This window comes from Bradyrhizobium ingae (assembly GCF_055791185.1).
Genome location: NZ_JBVUBB010000009.1, coordinates 105926 through 126363 on the forward strand (window position 1 = coordinate 105926; position 20438 = coordinate 126363).

Annotated in this window: 19 protein-coding genes and 1 pseudogene; 16 read left to right on the plus strand and 4 right to left on the minus strand. The window is 64.3% G+C overall.

The window, feature by feature from the left end; genetic code table 11:
• Positions 1-3 precede the first annotated feature (3 nt).
• From ACV1FX_RS16190 to ilvC, 6 genes and pseudogenes are all read left to right on the plus strand, one after another.
• On the plus strand, positions 4-987 hold the full coding sequence (locus ACV1FX_RS16190) for a threonine dehydratase (protein WP_473118549.1): 984 nt from the start codon (positions 4-6) through the stop codon (positions 985-987).
• 216 nt (positions 988-1203) lie between these two features.
• Positions 1204-1746 carry an acetolactate synthase small subunit gene (gene ilvN / locus ACV1FX_RS16195; protein WP_458144177.1) on the plus strand — a complete coding sequence of 181 codons (543 nt, stop codon included), beginning with the start codon at positions 1204-1206 and terminating at the stop codon, positions 1744-1746.
• Positions 1747-1749: 3 nt separating this feature from the next.
• Positions 1750-2439 carry a class I SAM-dependent methyltransferase gene (locus ACV1FX_RS16200; RefSeq protein ID WP_473118550.1) on the plus strand — a complete coding sequence of 230 codons (690 nt, stop codon included), beginning with the start codon at positions 1750-1752 and terminating at the stop codon, positions 2437-2439.
• A gap of 63 nt (positions 2440-2502) precedes the next feature.
• A pseudogene (locus ACV1FX_RS16205) lies at positions 2503-3379 on the plus strand (EamA family transporter).
• Between the two features lie 7 nt (positions 3380-3386).
• A complete protein-coding gene (locus ACV1FX_RS16210) occupies positions 3387-3983 on the plus strand; it encodes a LysE family translocator (protein ID WP_473118551.1) in 597 nt (198 codons plus the stop codon).
• 132 nt (positions 3984-4115) lie between these two features.
• Positions 4116-5135, plus strand: a complete 1020-nt coding sequence (gene ilvC, locus ACV1FX_RS16215) for a ketol-acid reductoisomerase (protein ID WP_473118552.1) — start codon at positions 4116-4118, stop codon at positions 5133-5135.
• A 506-nt stretch (positions 5136-5641) separates the two neighbouring features.
• On the opposite strand, the gene ACV1FX_RS16220 is transcribed toward ilvC, so the two are convergent.
• A complete protein-coding gene (locus ACV1FX_RS16220; protein ID WP_473118553.1) occupies positions 5642-5875 on the minus strand; it encodes a hypothetical protein in 234 nt (77 codons plus the stop codon).
• Between the two features lie 495 nt (positions 5876-6370).
• Here ACV1FX_RS16220 and ACV1FX_RS16225 point away from each other — a divergent pair, with 495 nt between their 5' ends.
• The 5 genes from ACV1FX_RS16225 (at position 6371) to ACV1FX_RS16245 (ending at position 12391) form a co-directional block, all read left to right on the plus strand.
• On the plus strand, positions 6371-7039 hold the full coding sequence (locus ACV1FX_RS16225) for a TetR/AcrR family transcriptional regulator (RefSeq protein WP_473118554.1): 669 nt from the start codon (positions 6371-6373) through the stop codon (positions 7037-7039).
• A 161-nt stretch (positions 7040-7200) separates the two neighbouring features.
• The gene (locus ACV1FX_RS16230; protein WP_473118555.1) at positions 7201-8913 is read left to right on the plus strand and encodes a sulfatase-like hydrolase/transferase; all 1713 of its coding nucleotides are present in this window, start codon (positions 7201-7203) and stop codon (positions 8911-8913) included.
• A 373-nt stretch (positions 8914-9286) separates the two neighbouring features.
• Complete coding sequence (locus ACV1FX_RS16235; protein WP_473118556.1) at positions 9287-10459, plus strand: COG1470 family protein; 1173 nt, start codon at positions 9287-9289, stop codon at positions 10457-10459.
• On the plus strand, positions 10456-11439 hold the full coding sequence (locus tag ACV1FX_RS16240; protein ID WP_473118557.1) for an ABC transporter ATP-binding protein: 984 nt from the start codon (positions 10456-10458) through the stop codon (positions 11437-11439). The genes ACV1FX_RS16235 and ACV1FX_RS16240 overlap by 4 nt, the downstream gene beginning before the upstream one ends.
• Positions 11429-12391: an ABC transporter permease gene (locus tag ACV1FX_RS16245; protein ID WP_473118558.1), complete on the plus strand. Its 963-nt coding sequence runs from the start codon at positions 11429-11431 to the stop codon at positions 12389-12391. The genes ACV1FX_RS16240 and ACV1FX_RS16245 overlap by 11 nt, the downstream gene beginning before the upstream one ends.
• Before the next feature lie 83 nt (positions 12392-12474).
• Here the strand turns inward: ACV1FX_RS16245 and ACV1FX_RS16250 are convergent, their stop codons facing one another.
• Together ACV1FX_RS16250 and ACV1FX_RS16255 are read right to left on the minus strand one after the other, a co-directional pair.
• Entirely contained in the window at positions 12475-14034 is a 1560-nt protein-coding gene (locus ACV1FX_RS16250; protein WP_473118559.1) for a glycine betaine ABC transporter substrate-binding protein, read from the minus strand.
• Positions 14031-14813: an ATP-binding cassette domain-containing protein gene (locus tag ACV1FX_RS16255; RefSeq protein ID WP_473118560.1), complete on the minus strand. Its 783-nt coding sequence runs from the start codon at positions 14811-14813 to the stop codon at positions 14031-14033. The genes ACV1FX_RS16250 and ACV1FX_RS16255 overlap by 4 nt, the downstream gene beginning before the upstream one ends.
• 141 nt (positions 14814-14954) lie before the next feature.
• On the opposite strand from ACV1FX_RS16255, the gene ACV1FX_RS16260 reads away from it, so the two are divergent.
• On the plus strand, positions 14955-15770 hold the full coding sequence (locus tag ACV1FX_RS16260; RefSeq protein WP_473118561.1) for an ABC transporter ATP-binding protein: 816 nt from the start codon (positions 14955-14957) through the stop codon (positions 15768-15770).
• Complete coding sequence (locus tag ACV1FX_RS16265) at positions 15770-16558, plus strand: ABC transporter permease (protein WP_473118562.1); 789 nt, start codon at positions 15770-15772, stop codon at positions 16556-16558. The genes ACV1FX_RS16260 and ACV1FX_RS16265 overlap by 1 nt, the downstream gene beginning before the upstream one ends.
• Before the next feature lie 68 nt (positions 16559-16626).
• Here ACV1FX_RS16265 and ACV1FX_RS16270 read toward each other — a convergent pair whose 3' ends face one another.
• Positions 16627-17076: a cupin domain-containing protein gene (locus ACV1FX_RS16270; RefSeq protein WP_473118563.1), complete on the minus strand. Its 450-nt coding sequence runs from the start codon at positions 17074-17076 to the stop codon at positions 16627-16629.
• A gap of 137 nt (positions 17077-17213) precedes the next feature.
• On the opposite strand from ACV1FX_RS16270, the gene ACV1FX_RS16275 reads away from it, so the two are divergent.
• The 3 genes from ACV1FX_RS16275 (at position 17214) to ACV1FX_RS16285 (ending at position 20435) form a co-directional block, all read left to right on the plus strand.
• Complete coding sequence (locus ACV1FX_RS16275; RefSeq protein WP_473118564.1) at positions 17214-18242, plus strand: ABC transporter substrate-binding protein; 1029 nt, start codon at positions 17214-17216, stop codon at positions 18240-18242.
• Positions 18243-18284: 42 nt separating this feature from the next.
• On the plus strand, positions 18285-18989 hold the full coding sequence (locus ACV1FX_RS16280; protein ID WP_473118565.1) for an NUDIX hydrolase: 705 nt from the start codon (positions 18285-18287) through the stop codon (positions 18987-18989).
• 111 nt (positions 18990-19100) lie between these two features.
• Complete coding sequence (locus tag ACV1FX_RS16285; RefSeq protein ID WP_473118566.1) at positions 19101-20435, plus strand: ABC transporter substrate-binding protein; 1335 nt, start codon at positions 19101-19103, stop codon at positions 20433-20435.
• Positions 20436-20438 lie beyond the last annotated feature (3 nt).

Here is a 20438-nt window from a genome sequence, read left to right on the forward strand (position 1 = left end):
GCGATGTTCGACCTGAAGGAGCTCGAGCGCGCACATGCGATCGTGGGGCAGGCGGTGCCGGCGACGCCGGCGCATGCCTGGCCGCTGCTCGCCGAGCGATTGGGCACGCGCGTCGTGGTCAAGCACGAGAACCACACGCCGATCGGCGCCTTCAAGGTGCGCGGCGGGCTCGTCTATCTCGAGCGGCTGAAGCGCGAGCGGCCGAACACGCCCGGCATCATCTCGGCGACGCGGGGCAATCACGGGCAGAGCCTGGCGTTTGCCGCAAGCCGGCACGGCGTGCCCGCGGTGATCTACGTGCCGCGCGGCAACTCGGTCGAGAAGAACCGTGCGATGAAGGCCTTTGGCGCCGAGCTCGTCGAGCATGGCGAGGACTTCCAGGCCGCGCGCGAGGAGGCAGAACGCCGCGCGCAGTTTGCCGGATTGCATATGGTGCCGTCGTTCCACCCGGACCTCGTGCTCGGCGTTGCGACCTATGCGCTCGAATTGTTCCGGGCCGCACCTGACCTCGACATTCTCTACGTGCCGATCGGCCAGGGCTCCGGCATCTGCGGCTGCATCATGGCGCGTGACCTGCTCGGCCTGAAGACCGAGATCGTCGGCGTGCAGTCGACGGAGGCGCCGTCATACGCGCTGTCGTTCGCGGCCGGCACAGTCGTGACCACGGAGACCAGCAACACGCTGGCCGACGGCATGGCCACGCGCATTCCCGACGCGGACGCGCTCGCGCTCATCCGCAAGGGCGCTTCGCGCATCGTGCAGGTTACGGATGACGAGGTGGGCACGGCGATCCGTGCCTATTGGACCGACACGCACAATCTTGCCGAAGGCGCCGGAGCCGCCGCGCTTGCGGCCGCGCTGCAGGAGAAGAGCAAGCTCGGGGGCAGACGAGTGGGGCTGGTCCTCTCGGGCGGCAATATCGATTTCGACCTGTTCAAACGATGGGTCGGGGCGGAGGCGCCGACCCGGAAGGCGGTCGCACAATGATGCGAGCCAGAGCAACAACACCGCTGTCATCGCCCGGCTTGCCGCCTTCGCTGAAGCTTCGGCGAGCCCGCGTTCGCAAGCCTCGTCGAAGCCTTGGCGGAGACGGGACCGGGCGATCCAGTACGCCGCGGCGGTCGTGGGAATCTCAGGCGTCGGTGATGACTGGATGCCCCGCCTTCGCGGCGCATGACGAGAGAGACATTTGAGGGGACCACCATGAACCAGCCCGCATCCGCCTATTTCCTCGAGGACCGCCACGATCCGAACGAGACGCATACGCTCTCGGTGCTCGTGCAGAACGAGCCGGGCGTTCTTGCGCGCGTCATCGGCCTGTTCTCCGGGCGCGGCTACAACATCGAGAGCCTCACGGTCTCCGAGACCGAAGCCCAAAAACATCTCTCGCGGATTACCATCGTCACCACGGGTACGCCGATGGTGATCCAGCAGATCAAGCATCAACTCGACCGCATGATCCCGGTCTATCGCGTCGTCGACATGACGCAGACCCGGCGCTCGATCGAGCGCGAGCTCGCCATGGTGAAGGTGCGTGGAGAGGGCGAGCATCGCGTCGAGGCGCTGCGCCTGGCGGACGCCTTCCGTGCTCGCGTGATCGACGCCACCACCGAGAGCTTTGTGTTCGAGATCACCGGCAATACGGACAAGATCAACCAGTTTATCGATCTGATGCGCCCCATCGGCCTTGTCGAGGTGTCGCGCACCGGGGTTGCCGCGATCGGCCGCGGGCCTGAAGGGATGTGAACCATGCTGGCGCGCGACTGGTACTACAACGAACGCAACCGGATGGGCATCGAGCCCGCGGTTGCCTCGATCTACGACAACCACGATGACGCCGATCTGCGCGCGCGCGCCGCGCTGAAAATGCTCGGCGTACAGCGGGGCTGGCGCATCGCCGACATCGGTTGCGGCAACGGCGTGCTCGCGACCGAGGCCGCGCTGATGGGCGCCGAGGTCGACGCCATCGATATCTCGCCGGCGATGCTGGCGCTTGCCGAGATCTATGCCCGCGACCGCAAGGCCAAGGTCGCGACGCAGTCGGCGGGCCTGCTCAGCTTCGCCTATCGGCCGGAATCCTACGATCTGATCGTCAGCGAGTTCACGCTGCATCATCTCCCGGATTTCTGGAAGGCGGTGGCGCTGTCGCGGATCTACCGCGCGCTGAAGCCGGGTGCGAGCTTCTATTTGCGCGATATCGTCTTCGTCTCGATGCCGGATGCGGCCGAGCGCGACGTCGAGCAATGGGCCGAGTTCCAGATCAAGAACCATGAGTTTTCGCGCGAGAGCGTCGTCACGCACATGCGCGACGAATATTCCACCTTCGGCTGGGTGATGGAGCGCATGCTGACTGATGTCGGCTTCACGCTGGTCTCGGCCGATTATCACGCTCCGATGCACGGCACCTATCTGCTGCGCAAACCCACCCCTTCCACGTAAACGCCGGCGATCAGGCTGAACGACAAGAATACGCAACGAAACAGAGCCCGAAGAAATACGACAATGAAGCCGGCCGACATCCTCATCGCCGTCATGGTGGCGATCGTCTGGGGACTTGCCTTCGTGGCGAGCCGGCTGGCGCTTGACGAACTGCCGCCGGAGCTGATGACGGCGTTGCGCTTTTCGATTGCCGCGGTCCCCTGCCTGTTCATCCGCAAGCCCAAGATCGCCTGGCCACTGCTGATCGCGATCAGCTTCACGCTGTTTTTGGGCCAGTTCCTGTCTCAGGCCTATGGCATCGCCCATGGTGTGCCGGTGGGGCTCACGAGTGTCGTCGTGCAGAGTCAGGCGCTGTTCACCATCGGCTTTGCCGTGCTCGCCTTCGGCGAACGGCCGACGCCGGTGCAGATGCTGGGTATCGCCATTGCCGCATTCGGTCTTCTCCTGATCTGCGCCACCGTCGGCTATGATTTCAGCGTCAGCGCCTTTGCGGTGCTGATGATCTCGCCGATCTCTTTCGCGATCGGCAATCTCCTGCTGCGCGGCGCCCGGGGGCGTGCCGATGTTCGACCTGTTCGCCTGGCTGTGCCTGACGTCGGCGGTGCCGCTGTTGGCGCTGGCGCTGGTCGCCAACGGTCCCGCGCCGACCTGGCAGGCGCTGACGCAGATGTCGCTGACCACGGCGCTCTGCATGGTGGCGCTCGGCGGCGTCTCGACCAGCATCGCCTATTGGCTGTGGGGCCGGCTGCTGCGCGACTATCCGGCGGCCCAGGTCGTGCCGTTCGCGCTGCTGGTGCCGTTCGTGGGCTCGGCCGCGTCCAGCGTGGTGTTCGGCGAACGGTTCGGCCCGTTGCGGCTCGCCGGCATGCTGACCGTGATCGGCGGCATCGCGGTGATGGTGCTTGCCAGGCGCCCGCAAGTCCTGCCGAAGACAGCGTGAGGTGAAGATGTCGCTCCTCTATGCCTTCATCGTCTTTGCGGTCGTGATGTACTTCACCCCCGGGCCGAACAACATCATGCTGCTGTCGTCGGGCCTGACCTATGGCTTCCGCCGCACCATTCCGCACATCGCCGGGATCACCATCGGCTTCGCGTTCATGGTCGCAACCGTCGGTCTGGGGCTGGGGACGGTCTTCCTCGCCTATCCGATCCTCCAGACCATCCTGAAATATGCAGGCGCCGCCTATCTGATCTATCTGGCCGCCGCGATCGCCCTTTCCGGTCCGGCCAAGCCGGGCGAGAAGAAGGGCAGGGGGCCGATGACCTTCTGGGGCGCGGCCATGTTCCAGTGGATCAACGCAAAGGGCTGGGTGATCGTGATCGGCACCATCACCGCCTATGCGGCGATTGCCCAATTTCCCGTCAATATCGCCATCCAGACCGTGATCAGCCTGGTCGTCGGCACGGTCTCGACGGTGGTCTGGGCGCTGTTCGGGAGCGCGCTCCGGCCGGTCCTGACCTCCGAGCGGCTGGTCCGCGCCTTCAACATCGTGATGGCGGTCCTGCTGCTTGCCTCTCTCTACCCCGTTTTAATGGATGCATGATGTCGCGGATTTCCATGCAGAAACGGGTTTCCTTCGGGGCGGAAAATGCTCTAGACAGCCCCCGAAATCCGCAAATCTCACCTTCGGACCCTGACCATTGGCCGATTTTCGGCCCTCAATGAGGAAACGACTATGCGTGTTTATTACGATCGCGACGCCGACCTGAACCTGATCAAGGGCAAGAAGGTCGCCATCGTCGGCTATGGCAGCCAGGGCCACGCCCATGCCCAGAACCTGCGCGATTCCGGCGTCAAGGACGTGGCGATCGCGCTGCGCAAGGACTCGGGCTCGGTCAAGAAGGCGGAAGGCGCCGGCTTCAAGGTGATGGAAGTCGCCGAAGCCGCCAAATGGGCCGATCTCGTCATGATGCTGACCCCGGACGAGCTTCAGGGCGACATCTACCGCGAGCACCTGCACGACAACATGAAGAAGGGCGCCGCCCTCGTGTTCGCCCATGGCCTCAACGTTCACTTCAACCTGCTCGACCCGCGCGCCGATCTCGACGTGCTGATGATCGCGCCGAAGGGCCCCGGCCACACCGTGCGCTCGGAGTACCAGCGCGGCGGCGGCGTGCCCTGCCTGATCGCGATCGCCAAGGACGTCTCGGGCAACGCCCATGACCTCGGCCTGTCCTACGCTTCGGCGGTCGGCGGCGGCCGTGCCGGCATCATCGAGACCACCTTCAAGGAAGAGTGCGAGACCGACCTGTTCGGCGAGCAGGTGGTGCTCTGCGGCGGCCTGGTCGAGCTGATCAAGGGCGGCTACGAGACCCTGGTCGAGGCTGGCTACGCGCCGGAGATGGCCTATTTCGAGTGCCTCCACGAGGTGAAGCTGATCGTCGACCTGATCTATGAAGGCGGCATCGCCAACATGAACTACTCGATCTCGAACACCGCCGAGTATGGCGAGTACGTCACCGGCCCGCGCATCATCACCGACGAGACCAAGAAGGAGATGAAGCGGGTTCTCAACGACATCCAGTCCGGCAAATTCTCGCGCGACTGGATGCTCGAGAACAAGGTCAACCAGACCTCGTTCAAGGCGACCCGTGCCAAGCTCGCGGCACACCCGATCGAGGAAGTTGGCGCGAAGCTGCGCGACATGATGCCCTGGATCAAGAAGGGCGCGCTGGTCGACAAGTCGAAGAACTGAGGTTTGCGTTCCCCGGACGCAGCTGAGTGCGAAGCGGTGCGCTGCTGATCCGGGGTCCATAGGTCCCGGCTCTGCGGTGCACCGCTTGCGCGCTGCGCCGCGTCCGGGACACGAGAGACGAGCAAGTGACGCACTCTCGTTCGCCAAACCAAATCTTAAACCTTCGCGACTACAACCGGCGCGAGATCGCTAGCCGCGATCTCGCGCTTTCCTCTTCAGCGCCAAGCGCTGGTGCTTCATTCAAATTCTTCGATGTTGAAGCGCGACCTGAAGACCAAGAATTGATGCTTAAAGCACATTCTTGATCTCGCGCCGTTTCTGAGGCTTTTCGCCTCGCACTCCAGTCTTCAAAAAGCCAGCGACTTCAGAGTCTAAGATTCGGCTCTTCATCCGCACTGTGATCCTTCGTGCGAACGGACGAAGACGACTTCGCGTGCTGCATCAACTTAAGATCTGACGTCCGATCGAGATTCTTGGCGGCCATCGCAGATGCGAACGCCGGACGCCTAGACGGGCGCGACGGGCCTTGGGCGTGGGGTCGCTGCCATCGCGATCAGCCGCAGTGCGATCACGGCGAGGAGGGGGACGAGGAAGACCGCATGGAGCGGCATCGCCGGCACGCGCTTGCCGAACGAGACCATGAACTGGAAGCAGAGATAATAGCCGCCGACAAGGTGTAGGGCGCGCCAGGCACGGGGGCCGAGCAGCTCGGCCGTGCGGTCGAATGAGGTCGCCGCCATCGCGATGATGACGGCGTAGCCGATCCCGCCGAAGACGTAGGACGCGGCCGAGTCGCGGTGGCAAAGCCGGCCGGATCCATCCTGGCGAATGCGACGATCGCAATCGCGTGGAGACCGTGGGAGACGGCAAAGCCGAGGCCGAGATAGCGCCGGTTGCGGCGCTGCCAGCGCGTCCAGGCGTTGGGCGAGAGCCGGGCGAGGGCGGCGGCGCTGAAGGCGAGGCAGAACAGGAGGAGCGAGCTGCGCGCCGTAAAACGTATCGCCATCCGTACGCCTTCGACCTCGAAGTGCCGCATCGCGGCGATCCAGAGGCTGAACGCGATCAGACTCACGCTGAGCACGGCGAGCAGGCGCCAGCCCTCGAACCAGCTTTGACGTTGCGACATGACGATGGGTCCTCCGCTATGTAATCATCGATTACATTTGGTGGATCTGTCGTGGTCAACGGTGTAATCGCTGCTTACATTCACGTTCGGGTGATGCTAGAAGTTTTCGATGCCCGCCCGTGAGCCTCCAAAGCGCCGCTCCCGCGCCACCGAAGCACGGCCCTATCATCACGGCGATCTCCGCCGCGTGCTGATCGACGCTGCGCTGCAACTAGCGAGCGAGGGCGGTGAGGTCTCCGTCCGCGAGGCGGCGCGGCGGGCCGCTGTGTCGCCGGGGGCGCCGTTCCGGCATTTTCCCAACCGGGTCGCGCTGATGGCGGCAGTGGCCGTGGAGGCGCAGCGACGGTTTCGCGCAGAGATCGATGCGGTACTGGCGCAGGCGCCGCCGGCCGATCCGCTCGCTCGTCTACGCGCCTTCGGCCTTGCCTATTTGCGCTGGGCGATGCGCAACCCCGCCCATTTCGAGATCATCTCGACGGGGCGCTACTTCGCCCACGGCAGTTCGCCCGAGCTCACCCGCGACAATGCCGAGCTGATTGCGCTGACCGAGCGCATGCTGGCTGATGCTGCTGAGCAGGGACTGCTGCGGCAGGGCGAGCTGAAGCCGATCCAGATCGCCGCCCGCGCCCTGGTCTACGGTTTCGCCCGGATGAATCTCGACGGTCATTTCCCGCGCTGGGGCGTGGAGGAGGGCGAGATCGAAAGGATGGCCGAAGCGGTGATCGACGTCTTCATCGCCGGCATCGCGAGGCCGGGCCAGGCAATCGCCGACCGCTAACATTAAGCGAAGGTCGGACGGCGCGTCGCGTTGCCTGTCCATGACTGTTCCGTTACAGTTTTATGACACGGCGCCCTCCGGCGGCGCCGGACGCCTTGGCCGCCAGCAGGTTGCCAGATGGCTTGGCATCACCGCGCCGGAGCGTGTTCAGCGTGTCGTCAATGGCGTCCGCGCCCAACCCAGGTCCTTCTGCCACCACCGCCGTGCTGGCGAGCGTTGCCGCGATCGGCATCTGGCGCCTCCTCGCCGTCGCCGCGCCGCACCTGCCCGCGCTCGGGCTGATGTACGAGACCGAGACCGATTTCAGCTCGCGCCTCGGCTTCGCGCTCAGCTGGGGCATCCTCAACTTCTTCTGGATCACGCTGCTCCGCCGCCCGGCGCTGTCGGGCGCGCTGTCGCTGACCATGGTCGTGGTGCTGGTGCTGCTGTCGCGGCTCAAGCACGACGTCGTGCAGATGACGGTCAATTTCATCGACCTGATGATGATCGACCGCGACACCGTCGCCTTCCTGTTCACGATCTTCCCGAACCTGCGCTGGTCGGTGATCGGGGTCTGCCTCGTCATCCTGCCGCTGATGTATGCGCTGTGGTGGCTCGATCCGTTCCGCATCCGCCGCCTGCCGGCGCTCGCCTGCAAGCTCGCCTGTCTCGCCGCGCTGGTCGGCTATTCCCTCTATCATCCGGACGAAGCCTGGCGCGGCTATTACGACGACGGCTATCTCTCGAAATTCTTTCGCTCCGGCGTCACTGCGGTCTCCGACTTCATGCAATACGGCTTCATGGAGTCGGCCGCATCCACCGGCGAGCATCTCAACGTGCCGCTGGTCGATGCCTGCCACCCCGCGGGGCGGCGGCCGAACATCATCATGATCCATGATGAATCCAGTTTCGACATCCGTGCCGCGCAAGGCATCAAGGTGCCGCCTGGCTACGGCAGTCACTTCAAATCCTGGGACGGCAAGCAGCGCACCTTCCTCGCCGAGAGCAATGGCGGGCCGAGCTGGTTCACCGAATACAACGTGCTCGCCGGCCTGTCGTCGCGCTCCTTCGGCCGCTTCGCCTATTTCGTGACGCGCATCGCCTCGGGCCGGGTCGAGCGCGGCCTGCCGCTCAGCTTGCGCCGCTGTGGCTATGACGCGATGTCGCTGTATCCCGCCTACGGCGCCTTCATGAGCGCGCGCAGCTTCCAGATGACGACCGGCATCGAGCGCTTCTATGATGCGAAGGACCTCGGTGCGAAGGACGTCGAGCCGGATTCGTTCTTCTACGACAAGGCCCTTCAGTTGATGGGCGAGCAGCCGCCGAACAAGCCGCTGTTCAGCTTCATCTATCTCGGCGCCAATCATTTCCCCTGGGAGACGCGCTTTCGTCCCGACCTGATGCCCAGCTGGCGCGCGCCCGGTAACACACCGTCGATCGACGAATATCTGCGCCGCCAGGCGATGAGCGCCGAGCAGTACCAGGCCTTCCTGGCCGGACTGAAGAAGAAATTTCCGAATGAGCCGTTCCTGATCGTGCGCTATGGCGATCATCAGCCGGAATTCGCGCCGCAGATCCTCGAGCCCGGGCTCGACGAAGGCAGTCTCGGCAAGAAGCTCGACGATTATGATCCGCGTCTCTACGCCACCTATTATGCAATCGACGCCATCAATTTCGAGCCGGTGAAAAGCAATGCGGTGATGGACACGATCGACGGCGCCTATTTGCCGCTGGTGATCCAGGAAGCCGCCGGCATCCCGCTCGACCCGTCCTTCGCCGCGCAGAAGGACGTCATGCTCCGCTGCAAGGGCATCTTCTATGGCTGCAAGGACGGCCAGGAAGCGCGACGGCTCAATCGCCTCTTGATCAATGCCGGCATGATCCACGGGCTGTAGCGCGTGTAGTCGACGTGTGGCGCTTCCACGCCGTCATTGCTGTGGAGCAAAGCGACGAGCTAATCCAGACTCGCTCAGCGGAAAGATTCTGAATCGCTTCGCTCGCAATGACGATGCGGATGCATTGTGCAAATTTGGTTCACAAATCCACGTTGCCGCGCTTGCCCGCTCACGTCGGTTTGAAGTCTCGCGCATTTTTCAAACTAAAGTCTGAGCCGAAAACGCCTGCAATCACCGACTTGTAACTGGCGCGGTGCTTCGCTTCCAAAACATCGTCATGATTGCTTCGATGATGCGACGCGCTGCCGCCAATGTCTCTTCGGCGGCACGATGCCCATCCGTGATTCAACTTTCCTTGCAAGGAGTATCGTCCATGCGAGTGCTTGATGCTGCGCGTCTTGCATTTATCCTCACCTTGATCGGCCCCGCCGCCCATGCCGCCGAGCCCGCGCATGATCACGACATCAAGGGCCTATACCTCATGACCGACTATCCGTCGGTCACGGTGCGGCCGGGGACTACCACCAACATTTCGTTGCGCTTGCAGGACTACGGCCTGTCGCCGGAGCGCTATCAGCTTTCGGTCGCGGGCGTGCCTGCGGGGTGGAGCGCGACGCTGCTCGGCGGCGGCCAGCCGGTCGGTGCCGCCATGCCTGCGCCCGACTCCAGTGTCGCATTGCAACTGAGGCTCGACGTTCCCGCAAACAGCGATCTCAGTCCGCAGACGCTCACGGTGAAGGCGCAGGGGCAGGGGACGAACGCGGAGCTGCCGATTGCGGTGTCGCTCGCCAAGGAGCTGCCGGCCAAGCTCAGCGTGAAATCGAGTCTGCCGTCGCTGCGCGGCAGCCCGAAATCCAATTTCGACTACACGCTATCGATCAAGAATGACTCGGGGCGCAATCTCGTCGCAAGTTTTGCCGCCGAAGCGCCGGCGAATTTCGAGACGTCGTTCACCGAGGCTTATGGCTCGCAGGAGCTGTCTTCGATCCCGATCGATGCCGGCCAATCCAAGGACGTCAAGCTGAAGGTGCGTCCGCCCAGCACGATCGACGCCGGACATTTCCCGGTGAAAGTGACGGTGAAGGCCGAGGACGTCTCCGCATCGACGGATCTTGCGCTTGACGTGGTCGGCCAGCCCCAGCTCCAGGTTTCGGGGCGCGATGGCCTGCTGAGCGCGCGCGCCGTCGCCGGCCAGCAGAGCTCGATCCCGATCGTGGTGACCAACACCGGCACGGCACCAGCCGAGAACATCGCGCTTGCGGGCACTGCGCCAAGCGGCTGGAAGGTGACGTTCGAGCCGAACGCCATCGAGCGCCTCGTCCCCGGCAAGGATGCCGAGGTGCAGGCGCTGGTGACGCCGAGCGACAAGTCCCTCGCCGGCGATTACCAGGCCACGATCCGCGCCACCTCGCGTGGCGAAAACGCCTCGAGCCAGTTCCGTATCACCGTCGGCACGTCGACGGTGTGGGGCATGGCGGGTGCCGGCGTGATCGGCGTCGCGCTGTTGTTGATGCTGGGTGCAGTTGCGAGGTTTGGTCGGCGATGAGCAACACTCCGGAGAAAAAGACAGCGACGCGCGGCACCGTCATCACGGCGCGCGGCCTGACGCGGCGATACGGCAAGGCGGCCGTCGTGGACGCCATCGACTTCGATATCGCAAAGGGTGAGGTGTTCGGCCTGTTAGGGCCGAACGGCGCCGGCAAGACAACGACCATCATGATGATGCTCGGCCTGACCGAGATCTCCTCAGGCACGGTCAGCGTCCTCGGCTTCGATCCGCCGCGCCAGCCCTTGCAGGTCAAGCGGCGGGTCGGCTATTTGCCCGACGCGGTCGGCTTCTACGACCAGCTCACGGCAACGGAAAACCTGGCCTACACCGCGAAGCTGATGGGCCTGTCGCGCGGCGAGCGAGCGCGGCGGATCGCGGCGGCGCTCGCGCGCGTCGGGCTTGCCAACGTCGCGGACCGGCGCGTTGCGACCTTCTCGCGCGGCATGCGCCAGCGGCTGGGCCTTGCCGAGATCATCGCCAAACGCGCCGAGATCGCCATTCTCGACGAGCCGACAAGCGGGCTTGACCCGCAGGCAACGCTGGAATTCCTCGCGTTGATCGGCGAGCTCAAGGCCGAAGGCGTCACGGTGCTGCTTTCGTCCCATATGCTCGACCAGGTGCAGCGCATCTGTGACCGCGTCGCGCTGTTCCAGGCCGGGCGCATCGTGCTGATGGGCTCGGTGCCGGAGCTTTCGGTCAAGGTGCTTGGCGCGGGCTTCGTGGTCGAGGTGGAGGCCGAAGGCGCCGGCATCGCGCGGAGGCTTGCGATGATTCCCGGGGTAACCCAGGTCGAGACCCTCGCCGCCGATCGCTTCCGCATGACCGCCGAGCGCGACGTGCGGCCGGACGCGGCGCGCGCGGTGGTGGCGGTTGACGGCGCGCTCAGGCGGCTGTCAGTCGACGAGCCGAGCCTCGAGGTGATCTACGCGCGTTATTTCCAGGCTCAGCCCACAGGAGACGTTCGTCATGCGGCGTGAGGGATCTCCGTTCCAGGGCCTGTCCACGGTCTTCGTCAAGGAGCTGGCGGATCATGTTTCCAGCGTCCGCATGCTGATGCTGCAATTGCTCATCGTCTTCACGGCGCTTGCCGCGCTCTATGAGGCGATCAACAGTCTCAAGCAGAACACGGCGGAAGATCCGTTCCTGCTGCTGCGCCTCTTCACCATCGACCAGGCGCCGCTGCCGTCCTTTGTCGCCATCCTCGGTTTCCTCATTCCGTTGATGGCGATCGGGCTCGGCTTCGACGCAGTCAACAGCGAGCATAACCGGCGGACCTTGTCGCGCATCCTGGCGCAGCCGATCTATCGCGATGCATTGCTGATGGGGAAATATCTCGCCGCGCTTGCCACCATCGGTATCAGCCTCGCGGCGCTCTGGCTGCTGGTGATTGGGCTCGGGTTGATCTTTCTCGGCGTGCCGCCGGGTACCGAGGAGATCGCGCGTTCGCTGGTGTTTCTGGTGGTAGCGATCTTCTACGCCGGTGTCTGGCTCTCGCTCGCCATGCTGCTCTCGATCATGTTCCGCTCGCCCGCGACCGCAGCCCTGGTTGCGCTCGGCACCTGGCTGTTTCTGACCGTGCTGTGGCCGATGCTGGCGCCTGCGCTGGCACAGGCTATCGCGCCGCCCGATCCGCGCTATGTGCTGCTCGGCCTCAACGATCCGGCGACCGCGGTGTGGACGCAGGAGCTGTTGCGGCTGTCGCCGAACGATCTGTTCGGCGAGGCCATGCTGGCCGTGCTGTCGCCCACCACGCGCGCGTTGGGGCCCGTGTTCATCGACCAGCTCCGTGGCGCGGTGATGGGCGCACCATTGCCGTTCCGCGAAAGCGTCATGATCGCCTGGCCGCAGACTGTCGGCCTCATCGCCGGCACCATCGTCCTGTTCGTCTTCGGCTACGTGCTGTTCCAGCGGCAGGAAGTGAGGGCGTGAATTACCGCACTACCCTCTCGTCCTCCAGAGAGGGGCAGGGAGGGGGTAGCCAACTCCCCCGCAAACCGGCTACCCCCTCGACTCTATCGTTGTCCGATCTTCGTCCATAACCACCTGGCCACCGCGTCGGGGGACGAGTTCGCGTCGTTCCCGCTGGCGCGCAGATTGGCTTCGCGCATGTCGGCGATGTCGATCCGATCGAGCAGCGGCTTAAGCGCGGCCTTGAGCCGCTCGTCGCCGGCACGCTTGGGAGCAAGCAGCAAAATGGCATCGTAGGGCGGGATCGCGTTCTTGGGATCGTCGAGCGCTACGAGATCATATTTCGCGATCAGGCCGTCGCTGGTGTAGCCCGCGATGACGTCCACCTCGCCGTTTGCGACGGCCGCATACATGAAATCCGGTTGCATCTGCCGCTGGGCGCGGAACGCAAGCCCATAGGCGTCGCGCAATGCCGCCCATTCGGGACGCGAGAAGAACTCGTAGTCGCCGGCGATCGACAGATCTGACGCATGCGCGGCCAGATCGGCGACGGAGTGAATGCCGAGCGCTTCGGCGCGCTTGCGCGGCATCACCAGCGCGTAGGCATTCTCGAAGCCGAGCTCGCCAAGCAGTGTGATGTTCTGTCTGGCGAGCGCCGTCTTCAATTCCTCGATCAGCTCCTTGCGCGGCTTGATATCCGTGCGGTGCAACTGGTTAGCCCAGAGCGTGCCCGAATAGTCGACATAGAGGTCGATGTCGCCGGCCTTCAGTGCCTCGAAGGCGACGTTCGAGCCGAGGCCCGAGCGCGCCGTTGCGGGCAGGCCCGCCGCCGCCAGGCGGTCCCGTATCAGGGCCGACAACACGTATTGCTCGGCGAACGTCTTGGCGCCGACGACGTAAGCTGGCGAGGAGCGTCCGAGCGAAGGCACCAGCGTCGCGGCGACCAGCGCCGCAATTCCGACGCCGCCAAGCGTTGTGCGCAGGCGGCTGCGATTGCGCAAGCCTGTTTCGATCAGGCCGAGCAGTTGATCGACAGCAAGCGCCAGCACGGCCGATGCAATACAGCCGAACAGCACGAACACCCAGTTCTGGGTCTGCAGGCCGGCGAAGATGTAATTGCCGAGGCTGGTCTGCCCGATCGGCGTGGACAATGTTGCCGTGCCGATCACCCAGACGGCGGCGGTGCGAATGCCTGCCATCATCACCGGCAGCGCCAACGGCAGCTCGACCATGGCGAGCGATTGCCGCGGCGTCATGCCGACCCCTTGGGCCGCTTCCAGCAAGGCGGGATCGATGCCGTTCAAGCCGGTGATGCCGTTGCGCAGCACCGGCAGCATAGAATAGAGCGCCAGCGCCAGCATTGCCGGCAGGAAGCCGAAGGCGGAAAAGGAAACCCCGAACCAGGCGAACGTTGCGGAAGCCGCCAGCAGCAGGAGCGGATAGAACAGCGCGAGCAGTGCCAGCCCCGGCACGGTCTGCACGATGCTCGCGAGCGCGAGCAGGATGTTGCGCGCAACCGGGCGGTTGCGGCAGAGGATCGCGAGCGGCAGGCTCACGATGAGCCCGAGCGCGAGCGCCGCGAGGCTCACCCGCACATGGTTGCCGAGATAGTCCGGCAGATGCGACAGCGCCTCCCCCCAGCGCGGATCCGAGATCAGGCTCATGCCGCACCACCCTGTGGCAGCCGCTCGTTCAGTCGGGCGACCTGGCGCCGCGGCGTGCGCAGCAACTCCAGAACATAGGCATCGTCGCTTCGGCCGAGCTCCGCCGGCGTGCCCAGCGCAAGCAGTTGCCCGGCGTGCATCACTGCTATGCGGTCGGCAAGAAGGATCGCTTCCGTCATGTCGTGGGTGATCATGACCGTGGTCAGGCCGAGCTTGTGATGCAGTGCGCGATAGTCCTCGCCGAGCGCGTCGCGCGTCAGTGGATCGAGCGCGCCGAACGGCTCGTCCATCAGCACGATGCGTGGACGCGCCGCAAGCGCCCGCGCCACGCCGACGCGCTGGCGCTGTCCGCCGGACAGGTCCTGCGGCAATCGATCGCGATGCTGGATGCGGTCGAGCCGCACGAGGTCGAGCAGCTCGTCCACGCGTGAAGCTATCTCCCCCTGCGGAACGCCCAGCAGCTTCGGCGTGATGCCGATATTGTCCGCCACGCTAAGATGCGGAAACAGCCCGCCGCTCTGGAAGACGTAGCCGATGCGCCGCCGCAGCGCGACCGGGTCGACACGGCTGATATCCTCGCCTTCGACAGTGATCGTGCCGCGGTCGGCCTCGATCAGCCGGTTGGTCAGTCGCAGCAGGGTGGTCTTGCCCGAGCCCGAGCCGCCGACGATGGCCAGAAACTCGCCTTCGGCGACGTCAAGCGAAACGCCGTCGACAGCCATGACCGGGCCGAAGTCTTTCGCGACGTGCGCATAACCAATCACTGATTTGGTGGGCATCGGTGAGGACCCGGCCTTGCACTCCCGCAAGGGGAGATTGATGGAGGCGACCCCGCATGCGTACCACGCTTGGCCGCTCAATTGAACTTGGCGGCGCAAGCGGCTATGGCATCCAGCCAAGAGCTGGGAGGAAATCGGCAGATGACAACGCCCACAGCTGTGGCGCTCGAGGATACGAAAGTCGCATTCCGGCTGGAGGATGGGCGCGTCTATACGGCGGTCGAAGAGGCGCGGCTCACCGTCGGCCAAGGTGAATTCGTCGCCATCGTCGGTCCGACCGGTTGCGGCAAATCCACGCTCCTCAACGTCGCCGCCGGGCTGCTGAAGCCCGCCGCCGGCAGCGTCAAGGTGTTCGACCGGCCGCTCGCGGGCCTCAACAAGGACGCCGGCTATTTGTTCCAGGCCGATGCGCTGTTCCCCTGGAAGACGGCGATCGACAATGTGGCAATCGGCCTCGAGATCAAGGGCACGCCGCGCCCCGAGGCGCTTGCACGCGCGCAAAAATGGCTGACCTCGGTCGGGCTCGGCGCATTCGCGGGCCGCTATCCGCACATGCTCTCGGGCGGCCAGCGCAAGCGCGTGGCGCTGGCGCAGGTCCTGATCCGCGATCCAAAAATCCTGCTGATGGACGAGCCGTTCGGTCCGCTCGATGCCCAGACCCGGCAGGTCATGGGCAATCTCCTGCTCGAGCTCTGGAGCGCCGACCGCAAGGCCGTGCTGTTCGTCACCCATGATCTGGAGGAGGCAATCGCACTCGCCGATCGTGTGGTGATCATGTCGGCGGGGCCGTCCTCGCGCATCATCGGCGACTGGCGCGTCCAGCTTGCACGGCCGCGCGACATTTTCGAGGTGCGGCTGGACAAGGAGTTCCACGCGCTCCATCGCGAGATCTGGAGCGTGCTCAAGGATGAGGTGATGAAGGGCTACGCGCAATCCACCCAGGCGGAGGCGGTCTGATGTCGCGCCTCACGCTGCTCTCGCTGCAATTGCTGGTCGCCGTGGTCGCGATCGTGCTGTGGCAGGTGCTCTCGACCGTTCCGGTGTTCGGCAAGATCCTGCTGCCCCCGTTTTTCTTTTCCAACCCAGCCGACGTGTTCAGCCAGATCGTCAAATGGTTCGCGAGCGGTGTGATCTGGAAGCATCTCTGGATCACACTCTGGGAGTCGATTCTCGCCTTCGTGATCGGCTCTCTCGGCGGAGTGCTGGTCGGCTTCTCGTTCGCGCGGCAACCGCTGGTCGCCGCCGTGTTCGATCCCTACGTAAAGATGGTCAACGCCCTGCCGCGCGTGGTGCTCGCGCCGATCTTCGCGCTGTGGCTCGGCCTCGGCATCTGGTCCAAGGTCGCGCTCGGCGTGACGCTGGTGTTCTTCATCGTATTCTTCAACGTCTATCAGGGCGTCAAGGAGGTCAGTCGCACGGTGCTGGACAATGGCCGCATGCTCGGCATGAGCGAGCAGCAGTTGATGCGACATGTCTATTGGCCCTCGGCGCTGTCGTGGATGTTCTCCTCGCTGCACACCTCCGTCGGCTTTGCCGTGGTCGGCGCCGTCGTCGGTGAATATCTCGGCTCCGCCGCGGGCCTCGGTTATTTGATTCAGCAGGCCGAAGGCGTGTTCGACGTTGCCGGCGTGTTTGCAGGCATGTTCGTGCTGTCGGCCTTCGTGCTCCTGATCGACATGGGCGTGACGATGGTGGAGCGCCGGCTTCTGGTGTGGCGGCCGACGGCCGCGGACGGGCGAGGCTAGCCATGGTGCGATCGTTGCCGCACCCGCGCAGGGATGCGGGCCCCGACACGTGTGGGAGCCTCTCCAGCTCAGTTCAGAAGCTTGGTGTCGTCGGGCGCCTGCGGCGGTGTCTTGATCGCGATCGCCTTGACCTGTCCGCTGATCGGCTTGGTGCCGCCATGCGGCGTCCCCTTCGGAATGATCACGAGGTCGCCCGGCTTCACCGTCACTTCCTTGTCGCCGAGCCAGATCGTTCCGGTCCCATCCAGGATGTACTGGATCTCGTTGGTATTGGGATGCAAATGCTTGGGCACGTTGCCGACCTGGATCGAGACAGTGGCGCCGTCTGCCGCCATGAACATTTTCGAGCGGTAGCCGACCTCGTTCGCGGGCCCGAGCGCATCGCCTTGCATCTCGCCCGTGTGGATGAGTTGTGCGGTGATGTTCTCGGCAGCCCACGCCGGCTGCAACAGGTAGGTCACGCCGCACCCTGCGGCGAAGGCGGCGGCAAGCGAAACGGCGGTTGCGATGCGGTTCATGGATGATTCTCCCGATAAAGTGTTGTTGTTATGCCGTCATGCTATTGCGCCGAAAGTCCGATGACCAGTGTCTTGCCCAGCGCTTCTCAAGCCAGTCCCGCTGCTCTAATGTGCCGCCAGCCGAACGGAGGAAACCAATGAAGAACAAGATTGCCAGGCTCGCGGGCGCGCTGCTCGCGCTCACGCTCACCACCGGCTTTGCCGCAGCGCAGAGCAAGGTCACCATCGCGGTCGGCGGCGGCTCCTGCCTGTGCTATCTGCCCACGGTGCTGGCCAAGCAGCTCGGTGAGTATGAGAAGGCCGGCGTCAATGTCGACCTCGTCGACCTCAAGGGCGGCTCCGATGCGCTCAAGGCCGTGCTCGGCGGCAGCGCCGACGTCGTCTCCGGCTATTTCGACCATTGCGTCAATCTCGCCGCCAAGAAGCAGGAGCTGCAGGCTTTCGTTGTCTATGACCGTTATCCCGGCCTCGTGCTGGTGGTCGCTCCGTCGCATACCAACGAGATCAAGTCGGTGAAGGACCTCGCCGGCAAGAAGGTCGGCGTCAGCGCGCCCGGCTCCTCGACCGACTTCTTTCTGAAGTATCTCCTGAAGAAGAACGGGCTCGATCCCGCCGGCACCGCGGTGATCGGCGTCGGCCTCGGTGCAACTGCGGTTGCGGCCATGGAGCAGGGCCAGATCGATGCGGCCGTGATGCTCGATCCCTCCGTTACCGTGCTCCAGGGCAGCCACAAGGATCTGCGCATTCTCAGCGACACCCGCACACAGAAAGATACGCTCGAGACCTTTGGCGGCGAGTATCCGGGCGGTGCGCTGTACTCGACGGCGGCCTGGGTCGCCGGCCACGAAAAGGAGACGCAGGCGCTGACCAATGCGATGCTGAACACGCTCGCCTGGATCCATTCGCATTCGCCGGAAGACATCATGGCGAAGATGCCGGAGGAGATGGTCGGCAAGAACAAGGAGCTGTATCTCGCAGCGCTGAAGAACACGATCCCGATGTTCTCGGAAACCGGCAAGATGGACCCGAAGGGCGCGGACGCCGTGCTCGCGGTGTTCAGCGTAGGCTCGCCCGAGGTTGCCAACGCCAAGATCGAAGTCAGCAAGACCTTCACCAACAAATTCGTGGAGCAGGCGAAGAAGACGACGGGGATGAACTCAAAGTAATATTGCCAAGCAAATGACGCGAAGCGATGCTATGCAGGCGTCATGACATCTCCAGCCATTCATCGCGTCACGACGCTCGATCTCACCGTGGAAGCGCAGCCGTGGCCGTTTGCGCAGGAACGGCACGCCGAAATCGGGGCGCACTTTGCCGACATGCAGCGCGAGCGGCCGCAGCTCTGGAACGGCCGCATCCTGCTCGGGCGCGATCCCGTGCTGGCAGGCGGCCATTTCTCCGCGCGCTATTTCGAGGCCGATTTCGCCAGCTTCCTTGCCTGGCGAGATTGGGGTTTTCCCGACAAAGCCGTGTTCAACGGCTTTGGAATGGGCGCGCTGCGTGCATCCGACGGCGCCTTCGTCATGGGTGAGATGGGTCAGCACACCTCGAACGCCGGCCGTATCTATTTTCCTTCCGGCACGCCGGATCCCGCCGACGTCAGGGAAGGGGCCCTCGATATTCCCGGCAGCGTCGTCCGCGAGATCGAGGAGGAGACGGGCCTGAAGCCTGAGGACTACCAGGCGGACGTGGACTGGCATTGCGTGATGGCGGGGCATGCGATCGCGATGATCCGGATCCTCGACCTCGACATGCCCGGCGAGGCGGCGCGCGCCCGGATCGAGGCCAATCTGGCGGCGCAGGTCGAGCCCGAGTTGTCGGCCATTCACCTGGTCCGCGGGCTCAGCGATCTGACGCCGACCATGCCGCGCTTCGTCACGGCCTTCATGGAGCAGCAGTTTGCCGCACGCTGACGCGTCAAGCCCGCGACGCTATTCGGCTTGACATCGCATCTCCCAGCCCATGTGATGGGCGTGACGTAAAAACAAGAAGACTGCAACGCACAATCGTCCAGGGAGGTTTTGATGCGCACGCGCATGGCTGCCCGCTTGGTGCGTCACTTGGTAAGTCACGTAGTGCTTGGGCTGACGGTCGCGATCGCGGCGACGGGCCTGGCGGCATCCGCCCAGGCTCAGGACAAGAAGATCAAGATCGGTGTGATTTTTGACCTGACCGGACCGCTCGCCGGCGGCGGCTCCGAGCTCGAATATATCGGCGCCAAGATCATTCTCGATCATTTCGCAAAGACCGGCGTGGAGGGCTACAAGGTCGAGGCCATCTACGCCGATGCGCAGAGCAAGCCCGACGTCGCCATCAACGAATCCGTCCGCCTGCTCGAGCAGGAGAAGGTCGATATGGTGCTCGGCTTCTTCTCCTCGGCGCAATGTGTGCCGGTCGCGGCGCGCGTCGAGCAGTTGAAGAAGTTCATGTGGATGACGACCTGCATCTCCTCCGCGGTATTCGCCGACAAGAACTACAAATACGTGTTTCGCCCGCAGGCGAGCGGCGATCAGTTCGGCATGATGACGATGGACTTCATCGCGCAGAACTCGAAGGAGAAGTTCGGCAAGGAGCCCAAGGACCTGCGCGTCGCCATTATCCACGAGGACGGTGCCTACGGCGTCGATGTCGCCAAGGGCAACGAGGCCGGCGCCCGGAAGGCCGGCTTCAACGTCGTGCTGAAGGAGGGGTACTCGGCGACCGCGCCCGATCTGTCCGCACTGGTCACGAAGCTCAAGCGCGCCAAGCCCGACGTGATTTTCCACACCGGCTACAATCCCGACATCACGCTCCTGCTTCGCCAGGCGCGCGAGCAGGGCCTGAAGTTCGGCGCGCTGATGGGGCATGGTGCGGGCTATGGCGTCTATGAGAAGCTGAAGGAGGGCATGGGCGCTGACGCCAACTACATCTTCAACACCGATCCGATCTCGATCTGGCTCGCCAACCAGAAGACCATGGACCCGAAGCTTGGGCCGGTCATCAAGATGGTCGGCGAGGAGTTCGACAAGATGAAGCCGGGCGTCGCCATCCGTTCCGCCCATGTCGGCATCGGTGCTTCCAACACCTACGTCTTCATGGCGAACGTTCTGCCGCGCGCGATCAAGAAGTATGGCGGCGTTGATCCGGACGCGTTGCGCAAGGCGGCGCTCGATACCGACATCCCCGAAGGCGGCACAATGCTCGGCTTCGGCGTCAAGTTCTACGGCGAGGGAACGCCCATGGCGGGCCAGAACGAGCGCTCGTTCCCCGTCGTGATCCAGTATCTCGACGACAAATCCTATGTGGTGTGGCCGAAGAGTCAGGCGCAGCGCGAGGCCGTGCTGCCGCTGCCGAAGGGCACCACCTACAGCAACCAGTAGCGC